This is a genomic window from Amycolatopsis sp. CFH S0740 (assembly GCF_004522315.1).
In the GTDB taxonomy this organism is placed as follows: Bacteria; Actinomycetota; Actinomycetes; order Mycobacteriales; family Pseudonocardiaceae; genus Amycolatopsis; species Amycolatopsis nivea.
In genome coordinates this window covers 102,918-122,311 of record NZ_SDLS01000008.1, presented here as the reverse complement: position 1 = coordinate 122,311, position 19,394 = coordinate 102,918, and the positions used below count along the sequence as shown (strand labels likewise).

The following is a 19,394-nucleotide window of genomic DNA, read 5'->3' as shown; positions in this document are numbered from 1 at the left end:
TCGCGGCGATCACCCGGGCAGGCGACGTCGTGCACACCGCAGCCGGCGCTGTCCGCGGCAGTGTCGCTCCCGATCACCGGCTCTTCCAAGGCATCCCGTACGCGGCCGCACCTGTCGGGCAGCGGCGCTGGCAGCCGCCCGCCCCGGTCGAGCCCTGGACGGGGGAGCGCGACGCCACGAAACCAGGGCCCCGCTGTCCGCAGGCCGCCGACGGAGCCCTGACCAGCGAAGACTGCCTCTATCTGAACGTCTGGACCCCGCCGGCCGGCGAGACCGGACGGCCGGTCCTGGTGTGGCTGCACGGCGGCGCGTTCCTCAGCGGCGGCGGCGACCGCTACGGCGCCGCCCGGCTGGTCGACCGCGGCGACGCGGTGGTCGTCACGCTCAACTACCGGCTCGGCGCGCTCGGCTTCCTCGCCGACCCGTCGCTGGGCCCGGAGCCCGGGAACTACGGCTTCCTCGACCAGCAGCAGGCGCTCCTGTGGGTGCGCGACAACATCGCGTCCTTCGGCGGCGACCCGAACCAGGTGACGATCGCGGGGGAGTCCGCGGGCGGGATGTCGGTGTGCGACCACCTCGTCGCCCCCGGCTCGCGCGGGCTGTTCCGCGCCGCGATCATCCAAAGTGGACCGTGCCAGGCGCAGGCGACGCTGCCCGCCGCCGAAGCCAAGAGCATCGAGTACGCCGCCGCGCGCGGCTGCACCGACCGCCGGACCGCCGCGAAGTGCCTGCGGGAGTTGCCGGTCGGGAAACTCCGGACCGCACCGGCGTACGGCTCGATCGCGGGCATCGAGATGCCGGGACCGGTCACCGGCGGTTCGGTGCTGCCCGGCAAGGTTCCCGCGACTCCGGTGCCGGTCATGCTGGGCACGACGCACGACGAGTTCACGTACTTCCTCGCCGAACAGGCCGCGGCCGGTCGCGAAGTCACGCGGCACGGCTACCCGCAAGCGCTTGCCAACGTCTTCCCGCACGCGGACGCGGTCGCTCGCGAGTACTCGGTGGATGCGTTCAGCGGCAACGCATCGCTGGCGTACGCGGCGGCTGTGACCGACTGGGCGTTCGCCTGCCCGTCCGCGCGGCTCGCCAGTTCGCTGCCCAGCGTGTCGACCTACGAGTTCAACGACCCGACCTCGCCGGCGGCGGCCGCGCTGCGGGCACCGTTCCCGCTCGGGGCCACGCACACCGCGGAGCTGCCCTACCTGTTCGATTTCGCCGAGCAGCCAACGACATTCACCCCGGCGCAGCAACGGCTCGCGGACCGGATGGTCGACGACTGGACGGCGTTCGTCCGCGGCGGCCCGACCGGGCAGGCGGTCGCGTACCGGCCGGGCGGCGCGCAGCCGCTGACCGGATTCGCGAAAGATCACCACTGCGGGTTCTGGGCTTCTCTACGCTGACCGGATGACCGTCCGCGCCGAAGACCTCGACGATGCCCTCACCTGCGTATCCGCCGCTCTCGAGCCCGTCACCGGCGGCGATTGGACGCGTCCGGCAGGCGACCTCGAGTGGGATTGCCGCTACACCGCGGAGCACCTCGGCGACACGCTCCTGTCCTACGCCGCACAGGTCGTGAGCCGCCCGGCCGACCGCTACGTGCGCTTCCTCGCCAAAACCGACGCTGACGCGTCCCCGGCCGAACTGCTCGAATTCGCTCTCACCGGCGGGCGTTTGCTCGCCGCCGCGGTCCGGAGCAGCCGACCGGACGAGCGCGCCTACCACCCGACCGGCCGCTCCGATCCGGCCGGTTTCGCCGCGATGGGCTGCGTGGAACTGCTGCTGCACGGGGACGACATCGCACAGGGCCTCGGCGTCGCGATCGACCCGCCGCGCGGCACCTGCGCCCGCGTCGTCGCGCGGCTTTTCCCCGAGCGGGAGCCGATTCCCGACGCTTGGGACGCGCTGCGCTGGTGCGCCGGGCGGATCGCCCTGCCCGGACGGCCCCGGCGGACCGGCTGGAAGTGGCGGGGCAGCCCGCTCGAGGACCGGTCGAATCCCGAGGAGTGAACACACCTGCCCGGGGGCTGGTCACATCCGGTAGTCTTGACCACCAGGTCGAGAGGCGCTGCAACGGACCGGTGGTCCGCCACGCTCGGCCGGTACCACCATCCAAGGGCGCCTCCGTGAACTCATGCGGAGGTGGCGATGACCCAGAACCTGCGGAACCTGCTCGACCAGCGCGTCGTCGTGCTCGACGGAGCCTGGGGCACGATGCTGCAGGGGGCCGGTCTCGCTCCCGAGGACTACCGGGCGGACTGGCTCGAAGGGCATGAGAAGGACGTCACCGGCGACCCGGACCTGCTGAACCTCACGCGGCCGGACGTCGTGCTCGACGTGCACCGCCAGTACCTCGCCGCGGGCGCGGACATCACCACCACCAACACGTTCACCGCCACCAGCATCGGCCAGGCCGACTACGGCCTCCAGGACCGGGTGCGCGAGATGAACCTGCGCGCCGCGGAGCTCGCGCGCCAGGCCGCCGACGAGTTCGGCGACCGCTTCGTGGCCGGGTCGATCGGCCCGCTAAATGTCACGCTGTCGCTGTCGCCGCGCGTCGAGGACCCGGCGTTCCGCGCGGTCACCTACGAAGAGGTCAAGGCCTCCTACGCCGAGCAGATCAAGGCGCTCGCCGACGGCGGCGTCGACCTGCTGATGATCGAGACCATCTTCGACACCCTCAACTGCAAGGCCGCGATCACCGCGGCCCGCGAGGTCGCGCCGCACCTGCCGCTGTGGATCTCGGTGACCATCGTCGACCTGTCCGGGCGCACGCTGTCCGGCCAGACCGTCGAGGCGTTCTGGACCTCCGTCGCGCACGCGCGCCCGATGGTCGTGGGCGTCAACTGTTCGCTCGGCGCCGCGGAAATGCGCCCGCACGTGGAGGAACTGGCGAAGCTCGCCGACACCTACACCGCGTGCCACCCGAACGCGGGCCTGCCCAACGCGTTCGGCGGCTACGACCAGACGCCCGAGGAAACCGGCGGCATGCTCGGCGAGTTCGCCGGGGCCGGAATGGTCAACATCGTCGGCGGCTGCTGCGGCACCTCGCCCGCGCACATCGCGAAGATCGCCGAGGCGGTCAAGGGCCTGCCGCCGCGTCCGGTGCCCGCGCACGAGCCGAGCACGCGGTTCTCCGGGCTGGAGCCGTTCAAGATCGGCGCGGACACCGGGTTCGTGATGATCGGCGAGCGCACCAACGTCACCGGCTCGGCGAAGTTCCGCAGGCTGATCGAGGCGGGCGACCACCAGGCGGCGGTGGACGTCGCGCTGGAGCAGGTCCGCGGCGGCGCGAACCTGCTCGACGTCAACTTCGACGCCGACCTGCTCGAATCCGAGCAGGAGATGACGACGTTCCTCAACCTCATCGCCACCGAGCCCGAGGTCGCGCGCATCCCGGTGATGATCGACAGTTCGCGCTGGAGCGTGCTGGAGGCCGGGCTCCGCTGCGTGCAGGGCAAGGGCGTGGTCAACTCGATCAGCCTCAAGGAGGGCGAGGGCCCGTTCCTGGAGCAGGCGCGGCGCATCCACGACTACGGCGCCGGCGTCGTGGTGATGGCCTTCGACGAGAAGGGCCAGGCTGACACGGTCGAGCGCAAGGTCGAAATCTGTTCCCGCGCCTACGATCTGCTCACCCGCGAGGCCGGTTTCGCGGGCGAGGACATCATTTTCGACCCGAACGTGCTCGCCGTCGCCACCGGCATCAGCGAGCACAACGGCTACGCGAAGGCGTTCATCGAGGCGCTGCCGCTGATCAAGGAACGCTGTCCGGGCGCGCACACCTCCGGCGGCATCTCGAACCTGTCGTTCTCCTTCCGCGGCAACAACGTCGTGCGCGAGGCGATGCACTCGGCGTTCCTGTTCCACGCCGTGCGCGCCGGGCTCGACATGGGCATCGTCAACGCCGGCCAGCTCGCGGTGTACGAGGACATCCCGAAGGACCTGCTGGAACTCGTCGAGGACGTTCTGTTCGACCGCCGCGAGGACGCCACCGACCGGCTCGTGGAATTCGCCGAGACGGTCAAGGGCAGCGGGACCAAGCGCGTGGTCGACCTGTCCTGGCGGGAAAACCCGGTGGCGGAACGGCTTTCGCACGCGCTGGTGCACGGCATCGTGGACTTCATCGAGGACGACACCGAGGAGGCCCGGCAGGAGTTCGCCCGGCCGCTCGAGGTCATCGAGGGCCCGCTGATGGACGGCATGAAGATCGTCGGCGACCTGTTCGGCTCCGGGAAGATGTTCCTGCCGCAGGTCGTGAAGAGCGCGCGGGTGATGAAGCGGTCGGTGGCCTATCTCGAGCCGTACATGGAGGCGGAGAAGGCCAAACTGCAGGCCGAGGGCCGCTTCGAGACCACCCGCGGGCAGGGCAAGGTCGTGCTCGCCACGGTGAAGGGCGACGTGCACGACATCGGCAAGAACATCGTCGGCGTCGTGCTGGGCTGCAACAACTACGAGGTGATCGACCTCGGCGTGATGGTGCCCGCGGCGCAGATCCTCGACACCGCGGTCGCCGAGCACGCGGACGTCGTCGGGCTGTCCGGGCTGATCACGCCGTCGCTGGACGAGATGGTGTCGGTCGCGCAGGAAATGCAGCGGCGCGGGCTGAAGCTGCCGCTGCTGATCGGCGGCGCGACCACGTCGAAGCAGCACACCGCGGTCAAGATCGCCCCGGCGTACGACCACACGACGGTGCACGTGCTCGACGCGTCGCGAGTGGTCGGCGTGGTGTCCGACCTGCTCGACACCGACCGCGCGGACGCGCTGGACACCGCCAACCGCGCGGAGCAGCAGCGGCTGCGGATCCAGCACGAAAACCGGCACTCGACGCCGATGCTCACTCTTCAGCAAGCCCGCGCCAACGCCGAGAAGGTGTCGTTCGACGAGATCCCGACGCCGGAGTTCACCGGCGTGCGCGTGGTCGAGCCGTCGATTCCCGAGCTGCGCGAGATGATCGACTGGCAGTTCCTGTTCCTGGCCTGGGAACTCAAGGGCAAGTACCCGGCGATCCTCGACCAGCCGGTCGCGCGCGAGCTGTTCGACGACGCGAACCAGCTGCTGGACGAGATCATCGAGAACGGCTCGTTCGCCGCACGCGGCGCATACGCGTTCTGGCCCGCGCATTCCGAGGGCGACGACATCCTGCTCGACGGCGAGTACTCGGACTGGAAGTTCCCGATGCTGCGCCAGCAGACGCAGAAGCCGGACGGCCGCGCGAACCGGTGCCTCGCCGACTACATCGCCCCCGCCGGTTTCGGCGACCACCTTGGCGGGTTCGCGGTCGGGATCCACGGCGCGGAGGACCTGGCGGCCCGCTACGAAGCCGAACACGACGACTACCGGGCGATCATGGTGAAGGCGCTGGCCGACCGGCTGGCCGAGGCGTTCGCCGAGTACCTGCACCTGGAAGCCCGCCGCCGCTGGTTCGAGCCGGACGTGCAGCCGGACCTGGCGGACCTGCACGCCGAGCGCTTCCGCGGCATCCGCCCCGCGCTCGGCTACCCGGCGAGCCCGGACCACAGCGAGAAGAAGGACCTGTTCGAGCTGCTGGGCGCCGACGAGCTGGGGATCGGGCTGACCGAGTCGTACGCGATGACCCCGGCCGCCGCGGTGAGCGGGCTGATCTTCGCGCATCCGGAATCGCGGTACTTCACGGTCGGCCGCCTTGGCCGCGACCAGATGGAAGACTACGCGGCCCGGCGCGGCGAGGAACTGTCCGAAGTGGAGCGGTGGCTGCGGCCCAATCTGGCTTACTGAGCCGAAGGGGGAACGACCTGCCTGGGTCGTTCCCCCTTTTTCGTTTTGGCAGGGTTGCGGCGGCCCGAGATCAGCTCACGGCGTCGTCGGGCGGTTGCTCCCCTTCCACGGCGTGAAGGAATGCGTTCATGCTGGACGAGGGATTGTCGTGCGGAAAACTCGTGCCGTTGCGGCGATGGCGCTTCTCCAGGCTGAGAGCGCGGCGAACTGCCTGCGCGCGATACGGCAGGTACTGGGAGGCGTCAATGCTCTTCCCTGCCCTGTTGTCCAGCGCGCGACTCGCTCGCTCGATGTCCGCCGTCGTGCAAAACTTGTCGAAGTCTTTGTGGTGTAGCACCAGCCAGAGTTCGAAGCACGGATTCGAGATCGCCAGGCCGATGCCGTGTTTGCGGGCGAGGGCGACCGCGGCGTCGAGGTTCGGATGGTTCCTAGGCCATTCGACGTCGAAAATGCACCAGCACTCGTCGATTTCCGGGTCCTTGCCGCGCTCGGCCGCAAGCCGGACGAGAGTAAGCGGCACACCGTGCTGGGGATGCAATTCCAGATTGAGCGCAACGTCGTGGGCGATGTGCGGAAGCCGCTTCAATCCGTTGACGTAGTCCGGTTCTGAGTTCTTTCCTTCGGTGAATACCACGATTGTCCGTCGCTCCGGACGCCTCGCGGTAGCGCGTTTCAGCGATTTGGCTTGTGTTCTGCGCGGAGACAACGTCGTCAGCCGATCAATCCGAGCGAGCGGAGGAAATCTGCTTGGTCGACTTGCGGCAGTGCTCCGAACCGGCCGTGCAGATAGGCGGTCTCCAGATTCTGTGACTTGCGCACCCGTTCTCCGGCGAACTCGGCCAGTGCACCTAACCGGGTGGCGCCTCGGACGTTCTTCTCGGTGAGCCAGACTTCGTCCCGGTTCAGGTGGTTGAGCAGATTCGTGTCGTGAGAAGTGAAGACCAGTTGGGCGCCGAGCGGGTTGGTGCTCGGATCGTGGAACAGGTGGACCAGTTGCGCCGACAGCTTCGGATGCAGACTGGCGTCGAGTTCGTCGAACAGCAGCAGGGACCCCTCGTGCAGCGCTGTCAGGACTGGGCCGATGAGATGGAACCAGGTTCTGGTTCCATCCGACTCCGCCGCGAAATCCAGCGACGCGCGCTCGTCGGCCACGCGGTGCACGAGCCGGATCCGTCGACTCAGCGGTTCGATACCGGCTTGGCGGGGGTCGATCACGACGTCGTCGATGCCGAGGTCCGCCAGCCGCAGAAGCGCCAACGCGCGTTCTCTGCTCGTGACGTTCGGAAACGCGTCTTCCTCGAAGAGGGAGGGCTGGCCGGGTTGCTGGAAAAACCGAAATGTCGATTCCAATTGACTAGCGGACGGCAGCCTTCCGTCCCGATTTCGCGGTGCGCCGTGCCCGGGGGCAGGCCTCATGGTCTGAGTGCGCACGATCGCCCGTGAAAAGTCGGAAACCAGCGGTTCGTCGAATCGGCGCGCGATGGACAGGGCCAGGGTTCGTTCGGTCAGCAGCTCCCGGGTCCCGGACAGATTGCCGAGGCCGCGCTGGAGCTTCAGTTCTTGCCCGTCGCGTTCGAAAATCCGACGGCGCTTCTTCTCCGGGTAGTGGAAGAGCCCCTCGTAGCGCACCTTGGCGGCGTCCAATTCGAGGATGTACTCGAACCGAACCCCGCTGATGGTGAACTCCACGGTGTACTGGCTGGGAGACGTTGGACCGGCCCCGAACGCGAACGGTTCGACGGGGATTTCCTCGTCCCAGGTCCGCAGGGACTGCTCTACAGCGTCGCGAAGCCAGGCGAAGGCCGCGACGATATTGGACTTGCCCGACGCGTTGGGGCCGAAGATCGCTGCGACCGGCAGCAGGCTTTCCCCCAGAAGCGGCTCCGCTCGCGCAGCTTCGCGGTCCTTGTCGATCGCGACCATGGAGAGCTCCACGGGGTCGTCGATCGAGCGGTGGTTCGAGACCTCGAAGCGGATCAGCATGGCCTCAGCATAACTCCCCTCCTGCAGTGAGACGGCAAGAAGAGCCCTGTTTTCGTCAAGTTATGACGAACTTAGACCTCTGACGACATATCTGGCGTCGTCAGGCGACTGCTTCAGGACAGCAGTTCGGCAAGCCGCTCGGTGTCGCGCAGGTACTGCTCGTACGGGAAACCCGCCTTCAGCAAGGCCTCGCGGAACTCGTCCCGGAGCGGTTTCCCGGTGTCGTGGAAGGCTCTGCGGCCCGCGTCGGTGAGCGTGACCAGCCGTCGTCGGGCGTGGTCGGGGTCTTGGCGCACCTGGACGAGCCCGGCTGATTCCAGCGGGCGCAGCGCGCGGCTGATCGCCGGGTCGGACACCGACATCGCCTGCGCGAGCTGGTGCTGCGTCGCGGGTTCGATGTCGTCCACTGTGCCCAGCAGGCGCAGCTGGCTGTAGGTCAGCCCGGCTGAGTCGTCCGCGCGTTTCCGCGCGGCTTCGCCCAGCAGGTACACCACTCGATGAAGCGCTTCGGCAAGTCCGTCGTCCACGGGAGCGAGCCTACCAGGAGTGTTGACGGGTTAATATTAACTATGCAAGACTCATCGGCATGGAGATCCCTTACGTCGCTCAGACCCTGTTCCCCCTGATCTGGCCGCTGATCGCGGTCGCCGGCGCGCTGATCCGCACCCGGAAGAGCCCTTCGCTGCAGGCCAGGCTCGAAACCTGGCAGCGGTGGTGGGCCGTCGCCGCGCTCGGCTGCGGCAGCCTCTGGATGGTCTTCGCCTTCCTCGGCATGCCGGGCGTGATGGCCGACACGATCGGATTCGCCCGCTCGCCGTTCCAGTTCGAGATCGCGTTCGCCAACCTCGGGCTCGCGGTGATGGGCTTCCGCGCCGCCTCGTCGTCGGCCACCGCCCGGGAGCGCATCACCGTCGGCCTCGGCGCCGGGATGTTCCTGTGGGGCGCGCTGATCGGCCACGTGTACCAGTGGTTCGCCAACGGCGACCACGCGCCGGGCAACACCGGCGGCGTCCTGGTCTGCGACCTGCTGTTCCCGGCGGTGCTGATCGTCCTCGCGGTCCGCTCGAAGCGACTGGCCCCGGTTGTCGAAAAGCCCGCGCTGGTCTAGCCGACCTGCACGTCGTGGCCGCTGGGTTTAGTTTCGACGCCGTGGCAAGACTCAGTGTGGTCCGATTCGGACTGGTCGCGGGACTGGTCGTGCTCGCGGCCGGCGCGGCAGTGCTCAGCGCGACGGTGTCGCCCTGGTGGTGGTTCCTGGCGGGACCGTTGCTGCTGCTCGCGGCGACCGGGGTGTACGACGTGATCCAGCGGCGGCATTCGGTGCTGCGGAACTATCCGGTGCTCGGGCACCTGCGGTTCCTGCTCGAAAGCATCCGGCCGGAATTGCAGCAGTACTTTGTGGAACGCAACTTCGACGGCCGTCCCTACGACCGCGACGTCCGGTCCATTGTCTACCAGCGCGCCAAGGGCACGGCCGCGGAAGAACCATTCGGCACCGAGCGCGACGTGTACGCCGAGGGATACGAATTCCTCGTCCCGTCCCTCGCGCCGGTGCCGGTTCCGGATCACGCGCCGCGAGTCCGGGTCGGCGGGCCGGACTGTACGAAGCCGTACGAGATGGCGTTGCTGAATGTGTCCGCGATGAGCTTCGGTTCCTTGTCCAGCAACGCGATCCTCGCGCTGAACCAAGGTGCCGCCCGCGGTGGCTTCGCCCACGACACCGGCGAAGGCGGCTTGTCGGAGTATCACCTGCGGGGCGGCGGCGACCTGATCTGGGAAATCGGCACCGGCTACTTCGGCTGCCGAACCTCGGACGGAGATTTCGACCCGTCGACCTTCGCCGACAAAGCCGCGCACGACGCGGTGAAATGCGTTTCCTTGAAACTCTCGCAAGGCGCGAAGCCCGGGATGGGCGGTGTCCTGCCGGGTACCAAGGTTAATGCGGAAATCGCCCGGGTGCGCGAGGTTCCCATGGGAGAAACGGTCGTTTCCCCGCCGTATCACCGGGTATTCTCGACGCCGCGTGAACTGGTGCAGTTCATCGCCCGGATGCGCGAGTTGGCCGGTGGGAAACCGACCGGCTTCAAGCTGTGCGTCGGTTCGCGGGTGCAGGTGCTGGCGGTGTGCAAGGCGATGCTGGCCGAAGGGGTCACGCCGGACTTCATCGTGGTCGACGGCGCTGAAGGCGGTACCGGTGCCGCCCCGCTGGAGTTCGCGGATCACCTTGGCACGCCGCTCACCGAGGGGCTGCACATTGTCCACAATGCACTGGTCGGCACCGGTCTGCGGGACCGCATCCGGCTCGGGGCGAGCGGAAAGGTCGCGACCGGGGCGGACGTGGTGAAGCGGCTGATCCAGGGCGCGGACTACACGAACGCCGCGCGGGCGATGATGTTCGCGGTGGGATGCATCCAGTCGCAGCGATGCCACACGAACAAGTGCCCGGTCGGGGTGGCGACGCAGGACCCGCGCCGGGGGCGGGCGCTGGACGTGGGCGACAAGACAGAGCGCGTGCGGCGGTACCAGGAGGCGACGGTCGCCTCGGCGATGCGCATCATGGCAGCGATGGGGGTCTCGGACCCGGCGGAGCTGTCGCCGCGATTGCTGCGCCGCCGGGTGGATCCGCGGACGGTGCTGTCGTACGCGGAGTGGTACGAGTGGTTGGAACCAGGGCAGTTGCTGGCGGAGCCGCCTCGCGACTGGGCGGAGGAGTGGGCGGCGGCGGATGCGGATCGGTTCGCTTGAGGGCGGGGGCGTTGCTGGGCGGCGGTTGATCTGGACCGGTTCTCTTGAGTGCAGGGCGCTGCTGGACGGGGGACTGGGCTGGACTTTCGCCTGAGCGCGGGAACGCCGCTGAGCGGGCGCTGATCCGGACCGGTTCGCTTGAGCGCAGGGCGCGACTGGGCGGCGGCTGATCCAGATCGGTTCTCTTGGACGCAGGGCGCTGCTGGGCGTGGGACTGGGCGGCGGCTGATCCGGACGTTCGCCTGAGGACGGAAGTGCCGCTCGGCAGCTGATCTGGCCTGGTTGCGGGCGCGTCGTGCGACGGATATTCGCCGGGTGATCGACGGTGAGGCGGGCACCTGGTCGGCCGAAGCCCGTTGCGCTTTTTCCGGTTCTCTTTGGTGCCCCAATGCGGCATTGGGTGCGTCTGACGCACCGAACGCCACATTGGGTGCGTGGAACGCACCCAATGTGGCGTTGGGGCCATCTCTGCCGCGTGGTTTGCGGCGGGGTCGCGGTAGCGGCGCTTGCCAGGGCGATGCGGAGCACCTGCTGGCGAGCCGGGCTGCGCGGCTCCGCTCGGTGGAGGTCCGTGAGGGCCACCCCGAGGGAATCAGATTCCGTGAGGGTGGCCCTCACGGACGTCGGCAACGCGCGCCGGGTCCGTCGGCTGGGGCGGGAACTTCGGCCCACCGCGGAGAAAACCCCATGGGGGACATGCCGGGCGAAGGGCCGTTGCCGAGCCGGGGGCAGCCGGGTGAGGAGTTTGCTGGGCTGAGGCCGGTTGGGCGAAGGGTCGTTGCTGAGCCTGGTGCAGTCGGGCGAGGAGTCTTGCCGGACTGAGGCCGGTCGGATGAAGAGCCCCGGGCCGACGCCGGTCGGGTGAAGAGCCGCCGCATGCGGCCAGTTCCGCATCGCCGCGTCCAGCCCACCCCACCGTTGACGTGCCGTCCCCCGCGACTGGCCCCCACCGGGCCCCGCCGATGGGGGAGTGTGGGCGGGGCCGGGCGGAGGGATCGTGGTGCCCCCGTCCGGTGGTCCACTGGCGATTCGTCCTCCGATCGGGCACGATCGGTGATCGTGGCTTCGGGAGACGGGCAGGACGCGGGAGACCTCGAGGTATCCGTCCGGTGGCGGGGGCCGGCCGCGGTGGTGACCGTGGGCGGGGAGATCGATCTGGTCACCGCGCCCGAACTCGGCGAGTTCGTGGGCGGGGTGCTCGAGCGCGAGCCCGGCGTGCTGGTGGTCGACCTGCGTGCGGTCGATTTTCTCAGCTCGTCCGGGCTGCAGGTGCTGGCCGGCGCGCACCGCAAGCTCGACGCGGGCGCGTTGCGGGTCGTGAGCACGTCTTCGATCACGTCGCGGCCGTTCACGACCACCGGCCTCGACGAGTGGATCTCGCTGTTCCCCTCGGTCGACCAGGCGCTGGCCGGGGTCGCCGGAGCGGGCGGCTGACGATGGACGTGCAGGAGGACACCCGCGCGCTGAGCTGCCACGGGATCGTGGCCGAACCGGGGGCGCTGCGGGCGCTGCGGCACCGGTTGCTGGCTTGGGCGCTGGAGTCCGGCATCCCGGACGATCGCGCGCACGACATCGTGCTGGCCGGGTACGAGGCGCTGGCGAACGTCGCGGACCACGCCTATCCGGGGGAACCTGGGTTGGTGGACCTCGACGCGGTGTGCCGGCCGGACAGCGTCGAGGTCGTGATCGCCGACCACGGGGAATGGCGTCCGCCGGACGTGGCCGAGGACGACCCGGTGTCGGTGCGCGGGCGCGGGTTGCTGCTGGTGCAGGCGACGGCGGACCAAGCGGACGTGCGGACCGGCGCGGATGGCACGGTGGTCACGCTCGGCTGGAAGCTCTGACGGACCCAGTTCCCCGGTCGATGGGGTCCGGTTTGGAGGGCGGTCGGCACCGGCGACGCTGGCGGCTGAGGGCCGGTCCAGTAAGGACGACCGCTTCCGAAGTCAGCTCACCGGTTCGGCCGCGCGGCGGCGCAGCAGGTATCGCTGCACCTTACCGCTCGGGTTGCGCGGCAGGTCCGGGATGAACTCCACCCGTCGCGGGTATTTGTACGGCGCGGCAAGGGATTTCGCGAAGTCCTGCAGTTCCTTCACCTTCGCGTCGTCGCCGGCGACGCCCTCGTTGAGGACCACGTAAGCGGCGACGATCGAGCCGCGCGCGTCGTCCGGGGCCGCGACGACCGCGCATTCCAGCACATCCGGGTGGCGCAGCAGCACTTCTTCCACCTCGGGCCCGGCGATGTTGTAGCCGGACGAGACGATCATGTCGTCGCTGCGGGCGCGGTAGTGGAAGTAGCCGTCGGAGTCGCGGACGTAGGTGTCGCCGGTGAGGTTCCAGCCGTCCTCGACGAAGACGGTCTGCCGGTCGTCGGCGAGGTAGCGGCAGCCGGTCGGGCCTTGGACGGCCAGGCGGCCGGGGGTGCCGTCGGGGACGGGGTTTCCGTTGTCGTCGACGATCTGTGCCCGGTAGCCGGGGACGACGCGGCCGGTCGCGCCGGGACGGGCGTCCTCGTCGGCGGCGGAGATGAAGACGTGCAGCATTTCGGTGCTGCCGATGCCGTCGATGAGCCAGTGGCCGGTGGCCTCGTGGAAGTCGGTCGCGACGGATTCCGGCAGCGCCTCGCCCGCCGATACCGCGCGGCGCAAGCCGGACAACAGCGGGCGGCGGTCGGAGGCCAGGATCGCGCGGTACGCGGTGGGCGCGGTGAACAGGACTGTTACGTGATGCTCGGCGACGAGGTCGGCGAGTTCGGTCGGGGTGGCGCGCTCGATGAGCAGCGTCGCGGCGCCGGCGTGCAGCGGGAAGACCAGCAGGCCGCCGAGGCCGAACGTGAACGCCAGCGGGGGAGTGCCGCAGAACAGGTCGGTTTCCTGGGGTTTCACCAGGTGCCGGGAGAACGTGTCGGCGATGGCGAGCAGGTCGCGGTGGAAGTGCATGGTCGCCTTGGGACGGCCGGTGGTGCCGGAGGTGAAGGCGAGGAGAGCGACGTCGTCCGCGGCGGTGTCGACGTCCTCGAAGGTCGCGGGACGGGCGGCGCAGCGGGCGGCCAGGTCGTCGGGGCTGTCGCCGCCGTAGGGCACCAGGGGGAGGTCGAAGGACTGCAGTTCCTCGGGATACCGGTGGTCGCACAGGGCGATGACGGGCGTGCTCGCCTCGATGATTTTCGACAGTTCGTGCGCGCGCAGCATCGGCATGGTGGCGACGGCGACCGCGCCCGCCTTCAGCACGCCCAGCCAGCACGCGGCGAGCCACGGGGTGTTCGGCCCGCGCAGCAGCACGCGGTTCCCAGGTACGACGCCCTGCGCGGTGAGCTCGTGGGCGATCTGGTTGGCGCGCGTCAGCAGGTCGCCGTAGGACCAGGATTCGGTGGGGGAGAGCAACGCGGGACGGTCGGCTCCCCAGCGCGCGATCGTGTCGTCGAGCAGGCGCGTGGCCGCGTTGAGCCGGTCGGGGTACTGCAGTTCGGGCAGGTCGAACCACAACCGCGGCCACTGCTCGAACGGCGGGAGGTGGTCCCGGCAGAACGTGTCGACATGCGCACTCGGCTGGAGCTGCACCACGTGCCCCCAATTCAGACGACGGCCATTCACGCGTCCAGCTACTGTAATACGTTTTACGACCGTCAGGAAGACGCAACATCGGACGGCGCTCGCGGGGGCACGGAGCGCAGTCGGGGCGGGGTTGGCGGGCTGCGCCGTCGGTGCGGCCATCGTGGTGGGTGCGGGCTTGGTGCCGGGGTGCGGCGGATCGCGCCTGTCAGGAACGGAGCTGCTCGCGGGGGCATGGAGCGCGGTCGGGGCGGGGTTGGCGGGCTGCGCCCTTGGTGCGGTCACCGTGGTGGGTGCGGGCTTGGTGCCGGGGTGCGGCGGATCGTGCCGATCAGGAACCGAGCCGCTCTCGGGGGCACGGAGTGCAATCGGGACGGGGTTGGCGGGCTGTGCCCGCGGTGCGGTCACCGTGGTGGGTGCGGGCTTGGTGCCGGGGTGCGGCGGATCGCGCCGGTCAGGAACGGAGCTGCTCGCGGGGGCACGGAGCGCGGTCGGGATGGGGTTGGCGGGCTGCGCCTGCGGTGTGGCCACCGCGGAGGGTGCGGGCTTCGTGCCGGAGTGCGGCGGATCGCGCCGATCAGGAACCGAGCTGCTCGCGGAACTTGGCGATGGGCTTGCGGAGGAGGAAGTCGAAGTCCTCGGCGGTTGTGTCGAGCGCGGCGAGGACGCGTTCGAGCCGCTCGAGGTGGTCCGGGCGGGCGTGCCAGTGCGACGGCGGGATGCGCAGTGTCGCCGCGAGCAGGTCGCCGGGGTAGAGGTCGCCTTCGCAGAGGGGGTCGTGCTCCAGCATCGCCAGCGCGCGCGGCAGGAGGATCGGCACGCCGACGTTCTGGCCGAGCAGGAGGCGGAGGTCTTCGGCCGTGAGCAGGGCGATGGGCTTGCGCCGCAAGCGATGCACGGTCTCGATCAGCCGGGTCGCGTCGGCGGGAGGATCGCCCCAGTCTGAGTTTTCGATCTGCTCCAGCGACTGGGCGGACCGGTCGGGTCGTCGGGACAGGGGTGATCACCTCGTTCCGGTGACGAGTTTCGGAGAGCTGCCGATGCTCCGCGAGGAGCCCGTGCGGGGAACCCGCGAGCGAATCAGGGTTCCCCGCACGGCAAAGCCCCAGCGGCTCAGGCGTGCGCGTCCAGGTAGGCGGGGTCCGGGGGCGGGATCGGGACGTCCGGCTGTCCGGCCAGCAGCTGGTTCATCGCGGCGAAGTACGGCGGCGCGGCGACCGTGCCGCCGAAGGCGCCGTGGCCGCAGTTGCCCAGGTGGACTGGGGTGCCGGGGCAGATTTCCTGTGGGTGGGGGCCGTCGGCGAAGACCATGGACGACACCGCGTAGTGGTCGACTCCGCCGACGAACGCGACGGATTCGCTTTCCTGCGTGGTTCCGGTCTTGCCGATGTCCGGGTGGGTCCAGCCCGCCGACTGGGCCGCGCGGGCGGACGTGCCGATGGTGGTGTCCTGGCTCAGCCCCGCCTCCAGCGTGTTCGCGACGCCGGGCGGGATCACCTGTTCGCATGCCTGCTGGTGCAGCGCGACCGGCTGGCCGTGGCGGTCGGTGACGGACAGGATCGGATCGGGCGGGCACCACATCCCGCCGCTCATCAGGGTGGCCGAGACGTTCGCCATCTCCAGCGGGCTCACCGGGCTGTTGCCCAGGGTGAACGAAAGCAGGTTCTGGAAATACTGCGACTGCGGTTCGTTGTACTGCGGGTTCTTCGACCGCGGGTCCGACGGGTCGGTGATCGGCTTGCTGCCCGCGTCGTTGGTCGCCATGGTGTTGCGCAGGCCCAGTTTCCGCGCCATGTCCAGCACCGCGGGCATGCCCACCTGCGATTCCAGGCCGACGAACGCGACGTTCGGCGACGTCGCGAGCCCGGCGGCCAGCGTGATCGGGTTCGGGTAGCTCGTGCCGTCGTTGCTCACCGGATAGCAGTGCGTGTACCGGTTCATGTTGGGCGGGTTGAAACAGTCGCTGAACGGGTTCGGCAGCGGCGTGTTCAGGCCCGCCTTCCCGGCGACCATCGCCGCGGCCGAGGTGAAGATCTTGAACGACGAGCCCGCGCCGAACTTGTTGCTCGCGTCGGCCACGATGTTCGTGGACGTCTCGCCCTGGTCGGGATCGGTGCCGTAGTTGCGGTTCGCGACCATCGCGAGCACCTGGTGCCCGTCGCCGCCGGGCTGCACGACCGCGAACGTGTTGGCGACCCCGTCCTGCGTGGTCGGCACGTTCGCGTTGACCGCGTCCTTCGTCACCTGGCTCACGTGCGGGTCCATGGTGGTCTTCACGGTGTATCCGCCGGTGTCGATCTGGTCGACGGTGAGCCCGGACTGCACGAGATAGCGGACCGCGTACGCGCAGAAGAACCCGGCATCGGGAGCTGCGCCGAGGCACGTGCTCGCCGGCGCCTGCGGCCGCGCACCGCTGAGGCCCAGCGGGGTCGCCTTCGCGGTCGCCCCGTAGGACGCCGGGATCGAATGCGCCTGCACCATCGAATCGATCACCAGATTGCGCCGTTGGAGCGCCTTGTCCGGATGCGTGTACGGGTTGTAGATGTTGGGGTTGTTCACCATCCCGGCGAGCAGCGCTGCCTGCGGCACGGTCAGTTTGTCCGCGGTCGTCCCGAAATACGCCTGCGCGGCGGCGCCGACGCCGTACACCGTGCCGGTGTATTCGACCACGTTCAGGTAGTCGGCGAGGATGTCGTCCTTGGACACGGTCTGCGCCAGCTGCACGGCCATCTTCGCCTCGCGCAGCTTGCGTGCCAGCGAATCCTCCTGATCCCGTTGCTGCGCCGCCTTGTCGTTGCGGTCCACGACGTTCACGAGGTAGTTCTTCACGTATTGCTGCGTGAGCGTGGACGCGCCTTGCAGATTCCCGCCGGAACTGTTGTGCACCGCGGCGCGCAGCATGCCCTGCGGGTCGACGCCGCCCTCGCTGTAGAACCGGCGGTCTTCGATGTCGACGATCGCGGCTTTCATCGCCGGGGAGATCTGCGCCGGAGTGACCGGAATGCGGTACTGCGAGTACAAAGTCGCGATCGTCCCGCCGAACCGGTCGGTGACCGTGGTGACGAGCGGCGGCTCCGCGTGCACGAGATCGGCGGAGATGGCGTCGACCGAATCGCTGACCTGGTTGGACAGCACGCCGGCGCCGATCGCGACCGGGGCGAGCGTGCCCGCGACGAGAATCCCGGCCAGCACGCACAATCCGAGGAACGGGGCTATCCCCCTGCGACGAGACACGGTTCCCAACCTATGCCTGTCCCGGTGAGAAACCGGTGTGCGGACGAGGGTGTTTCATCGAGCCAACCTTCCCAGCAGAGCCGAAGCGACCGCGATCGCCAGCGCGGTCGCACCCACTAAGACGCCGAAGTCGGCCCACAGGTTCTCCGGGGTGCCGATCAATAATCCGCGCAAGGCGTCGACAAGGTAGCTGAGCGGGTTCGCGTGGCTCAGCACCTTGAGCCAGGACGGCATGAGGTTCACCGGATAGAGCGCGTTGGACCCGAAAAACAGCGGCATCGTGATCGCCTGGCCGATGCCCATCAGCCGTTCGCGGGAAAGCACCAAACCGGCGATAACGATGGAAAGACAGCAGAAAAAGGCCGAACCGAGCACAACGGCCACGGCGGCGCCCAGCAGCCGCAACGGGTTCGCGGTCAGCCCGACGCCGAGCAGTGCGGCGAGAATCACCACGATGAACGCCTGCACGAGGGCGCGCACCCCGGCGGCGAAAGCCTTGCCCGCCACCAGCGCCGCGCGCGGCGTGGGCGTGACGAGCAGCTTCGCGAGGACGCCCGCGTCGCGCTCCCAGATGATCTGGATGCCGTAGAAGATGGAGATGAACAGCGCGGACTGGGCCAGGATGCCGGGCGCGAGATAGTCGAGATAGGGCACCGAACCGGTCGGGATCGCGCGCAACCGGGTGAACGTTTCGCCGAAGATGAGCAGCCACAGCGCGGGCTGGATCGCCCGGGTGAGCAATTCGGTCTGGTCCCGGCGGAGTTTCTGCAGTTCCACCAGGCACATCGCGCCGATCCGGGAGAACAGCACGCGCAACTGCCCCAGCGGGCCGGGGTCAGCCGAGACGGCGGGCGGTGCGGCGAGCGGCGCGGACATCGCGGATCCCTCCTGCGTCGAGCGCGTTCCCGGTGACGGTCCGGAACACGTCGTCCAAAGTGGACTGCGGGCCGAGCCCGGCCTCGAGGTCGGCCGGGGTGCCGAGCGCGCGGATCTTGCCGGTGTGCATCAGCGCTACGCGGTCGCAGTACTGCTCGGCTTCGTCCATGTAATGCGTGGTGACGAGCACGGTCATCCCGGTGTGGGCGCGGATCTCGGAAATCCGCTCCCAGACCGCCGAGCGCGCCACTGGGTCGAGGCCGATGGTCGGCTCGTCGAGGATCAGCAGCCGGGGCGAGCTGACCAGCGCCTGCGCCAGTTCCAGCCGGCGGATCATGCCGCCGGAGTAGCGGCCGGCCGGGCGGTCCGCGTCGCTCTCCAGGCCGACGAGCTCCAGCGCCTCCCGCACCTGGGCGGTGCGTTGGGCTCGCGGCACGTCGAAGAGCCGGGCGAACAGAGACACGTTCTCGCGGCCGGTGAGCGCGCCGTCGGCGGAAAGCTGTTGGGGGACATAGCCGATCAGGCGGCGGACGGCCATCCGGCGGCGGGCGACGTCGAGCCCGAAGACGGTGATGCGGTCCGGCGAGACGGGCAAAAGCGTCGTGATCATCCGGATCGTGGTGGTTTTCCCGGCTCCGTTCGGGCCGAGCAGGCCGAAGACCTCGCCGGGCTCGATGGCGAGATCCACGCCGTCGACCGCGACGGTGGTGCCGAAGGAGTGCCGCACTCCGGTGCAGCGGACTGCCGGTTCGCTCACGTGTCCTCCTTGAGCACTTCGGTGAGCCGTTCGAGGGCGGGCAGCGCGGCGACGATCGCCGAAGTGTCCTCTTCGGACAGTTGAGTGAGCGCCGCGGAAACCAGTCCGATGCGCGTACGCCGCCAGGTAGTCATCCGATCCTGGGCCACGTCGGTGAGCTGCAGCCGCGCGGCCCGGCGGTCGGCCGGATCGACCTCGCGCCGCAGCAGGCCCGCCTCGGTGAGCGCGTTCACGAGCGTGCTCACCGAATTCCCGGCCAGGCTGAGCTCCCGGGCCGCCGCCGCGACGCCGATGCCCGGGTTCCGGTGCACGACGCGCAGCAGTTCCACCTGCGAGCCCGGCAGATGCGGTCCGGGCAGTTCGGCTCGCACGCGGCGGCGCACGACACGGCGTACGCCCAGTACCGCGGCGAGAACGCGTTCGGCGAGGTCGATCCGGGGTGCGGGCATGCCTCGAAGTTAGCTCTGAGTCAGAGTCATTAGCAACGCTAAATGTCT

General features: G+C 69.2%; 16 protein-coding genes and 1 riboswitch. Of the genes, 7 read left to right on the top strand and 9 right to left on the bottom strand.

Going from position 1 to position 19,394, the window contains the following annotated elements; translation table 11 throughout:
* Window positions 1-29: 29 nt before the first annotated feature.
* The 3 genes from EIZ45_RS16230 to metH all read left to right on the top strand — a co-directional run bounded on the left by EIZ45_RS16230 (window position 30) and on the right by metH (window position 5,751).
* A complete protein-coding gene (locus tag EIZ45_RS16230; RefSeq protein ID WP_240690658.1) occupies window positions 30-1,400 on the top strand; it encodes a carboxylesterase/lipase family protein in 1,371 nt (456 codons plus the stop codon).
* A 4-nt stretch (window positions 1,401-1,404) separates the two neighbouring features.
* Window positions 1,405-2,007 (top strand): maleylpyruvate isomerase N-terminal domain-containing protein, encoded by a 603-nt coding sequence (locus EIZ45_RS16225; RefSeq protein WP_134663485.1) that lies wholly within the window; start codon window positions 1,405-1,407, stop codon window positions 2,005-2,007.
* Window positions 2,008-2,051: 44 nt separating this feature from the next.
* Window positions 2,052-2,128, top strand: a riboswitch (S-adenosyl-L-homocysteine riboswitch).
* Window positions 2,129-2,145: 17 nt separating this feature from the next.
* Complete coding sequence (gene metH / locus EIZ45_RS16220) at window positions 2,146-5,751, top strand: methionine synthase (RefSeq protein WP_134663484.1); 3,606 nt, start codon at window positions 2,146-2,148, stop codon at window positions 5,749-5,751.
* Window positions 5,752-5,821: 70 nt separating this feature from the next.
* On the opposite strand, the gene EIZ45_RS16215 is transcribed toward metH, so the two are convergent.
* The 3 genes from EIZ45_RS16215 to EIZ45_RS16205 form a co-directional block, all read right to left on the bottom strand.
* Complete coding sequence (locus EIZ45_RS16215) at window positions 5,822-6,385, bottom strand: RloB family protein (RefSeq protein WP_078870727.1); 564 nt, start codon at window positions 6,383-6,385, stop codon at window positions 5,822-5,824.
* 77 nt (window positions 6,386-6,462) lie between these two features.
* On the bottom strand, window positions 6,463-7,734 hold the full coding sequence (locus EIZ45_RS16210; protein WP_134663483.1) for an ATP/GTP-binding protein: 1,272 nt from the start codon (window positions 7,732-7,734) through the stop codon (window positions 6,463-6,465).
* Between the two features lie 113 nt (window positions 7,735-7,847).
* Window positions 7,848-8,261, bottom strand: coding sequence for a MarR family winged helix-turn-helix transcriptional regulator (locus EIZ45_RS16205; RefSeq protein ID WP_037818764.1), 414 nt, complete (start codon window positions 8,259-8,261; stop codon window positions 7,848-7,850).
* A 59-nt stretch (window positions 8,262-8,320) separates the two neighbouring features.
* Here EIZ45_RS16205 and EIZ45_RS16200 point away from each other — a divergent pair, with 59 nt between their 5' ends.
* The 4 genes from EIZ45_RS16200 to EIZ45_RS16180 all read left to right on the top strand — a co-directional run bounded on the left by EIZ45_RS16200 (window position 8,321) and on the right by EIZ45_RS16180 (window position 12,323).
* Window positions 8,321-8,842: a DUF6790 family protein gene (locus tag EIZ45_RS16200; protein WP_134663482.1), complete on the top strand. Its 522-nt coding sequence runs from the start codon at window positions 8,321-8,323 to the stop codon at window positions 8,840-8,842.
* A gap of 41 nt (window positions 8,843-8,883) precedes the next feature.
* Window positions 8,884-10,479, top strand: coding sequence for an FMN-binding glutamate synthase family protein (locus EIZ45_RS16195; RefSeq protein ID WP_304571979.1), 1,596 nt, complete (start codon window positions 8,884-8,886; stop codon window positions 10,477-10,479).
* Window positions 10,480-11,538: 1,059 nt separating this feature from the next.
* The gene (locus EIZ45_RS16185) at window positions 11,539-11,913 is read left to right on the top strand and encodes an STAS domain-containing protein (RefSeq protein WP_051172419.1); all 375 of its coding nucleotides are present in this window, start codon (window positions 11,539-11,541) and stop codon (window positions 11,911-11,913) included.
* A 2-nt stretch (window positions 11,914-11,915) separates the two neighbouring features.
* Window positions 11,916-12,323 (top strand): ATP-binding protein, encoded by a 408-nt coding sequence (locus tag EIZ45_RS16180; RefSeq protein ID WP_134663480.1) that lies wholly within the window; start codon window positions 11,916-11,918, stop codon window positions 12,321-12,323.
* A gap of 102 nt (window positions 12,324-12,425) precedes the next feature.
* Here the strand turns inward: EIZ45_RS16180 and EIZ45_RS16175 are convergent, their stop codons facing one another.
* From EIZ45_RS16175 to EIZ45_RS16150, 6 genes are all read right to left on the bottom strand, one after another.
* Window positions 12,426-14,039 carry an AMP-binding protein gene (locus tag EIZ45_RS16175; RefSeq protein ID WP_134663618.1) on the bottom strand — a complete coding sequence of 538 codons (1,614 nt, stop codon included), beginning with the start codon at window positions 14,037-14,039 and terminating at the stop codon, window positions 12,426-12,428.
* 568 nt (window positions 14,040-14,607) lie between these two features.
* The gene (locus tag EIZ45_RS16170; protein WP_255443209.1) at window positions 14,608-14,985 is read right to left on the bottom strand and encodes a contact-dependent growth inhibition system immunity protein; all 378 of its coding nucleotides are present in this window, start codon (window positions 14,983-14,985) and stop codon (window positions 14,608-14,610) included.
* A 158-nt stretch (window positions 14,986-15,143) separates the two neighbouring features.
* On the bottom strand, window positions 15,144-17,273 hold the full coding sequence (locus EIZ45_RS16165; RefSeq protein ID WP_205669956.1) for a transglycosylase domain-containing protein: 2,130 nt from the start codon (window positions 17,271-17,273) through the stop codon (window positions 15,144-15,146).
* A 45-nt stretch (window positions 17,274-17,318) separates the two neighbouring features.
* A complete protein-coding gene (locus EIZ45_RS16160; RefSeq protein WP_134663478.1) occupies window positions 17,319-18,140 on the bottom strand; it encodes an ABC transporter permease in 822 nt (273 codons plus the stop codon).
* The gene (locus EIZ45_RS16155; RefSeq protein ID WP_134663477.1) at window positions 18,100-18,897 is read right to left on the bottom strand and encodes an ABC transporter ATP-binding protein; all 798 of its coding nucleotides are present in this window, start codon (window positions 18,895-18,897) and stop codon (window positions 18,100-18,102) included. The genes EIZ45_RS16160 and EIZ45_RS16155 overlap by 41 nt, the downstream gene beginning before the upstream one ends.
* Window positions 18,894-19,346 carry a MarR family winged helix-turn-helix transcriptional regulator gene (locus tag EIZ45_RS16150; protein WP_134663476.1) on the bottom strand — a complete coding sequence of 151 codons (453 nt, stop codon included), beginning with the start codon at window positions 19,344-19,346 and terminating at the stop codon, window positions 18,894-18,896. The genes EIZ45_RS16155 and EIZ45_RS16150 overlap by 4 nt, the downstream gene beginning before the upstream one ends.
* Window positions 19,347-19,394 lie beyond the last annotated feature (48 nt).

What these genes read in the sequence shown, in the direction of transcription:
- EIZ45_RS16180 (WP_134663480.1), top strand. Translation starts at nt 11,916, where the DNA reads ATGGACGTGCAGGAGGACACCCGCGCGCTGAGCTGCCACGGGATCGTG.
- EIZ45_RS16225 (WP_134663485.1), top strand. Translation starts at nt 1,405, where the DNA reads ATGACCGTCCGCGCCGAAGACCTCGACGATGCCCTCACCTGCGTATCC.
- EIZ45_RS16150 (WP_134663476.1), bottom strand. Translation starts at nt 19,346, where the DNA reads ATGCCCGCACCCCGGATCGACCTCGCCGAACGCGTTCTCGCCGCGGTA.
- EIZ45_RS16200 (WP_134663482.1), top strand. Translation starts at nt 8,321, where the DNA reads ATGGAGATCCCTTACGTCGCTCAGACCCTGTTCCCCCTGATCTGGCCG.
- EIZ45_RS16210 (WP_134663483.1), bottom strand. Translation starts at nt 7,734, where the DNA reads ATGCTGATCCGCTTCGAGGTCTCGAACCACCGCTCGATCGACGACCCC.
- metH (WP_134663484.1), top strand. Translation starts at nt 2,146, where the DNA reads ATGACCCAGAACCTGCGGAACCTGCTCGACCAGCGCGTCGTCGTGCTC.
- EIZ45_RS16160 (WP_134663478.1), bottom strand. Translation starts at nt 18,140, where the DNA reads ATGTCCGCGCCGCTCGCCGCACCGCCCGCCGTCTCGGCTGACCCCGGC.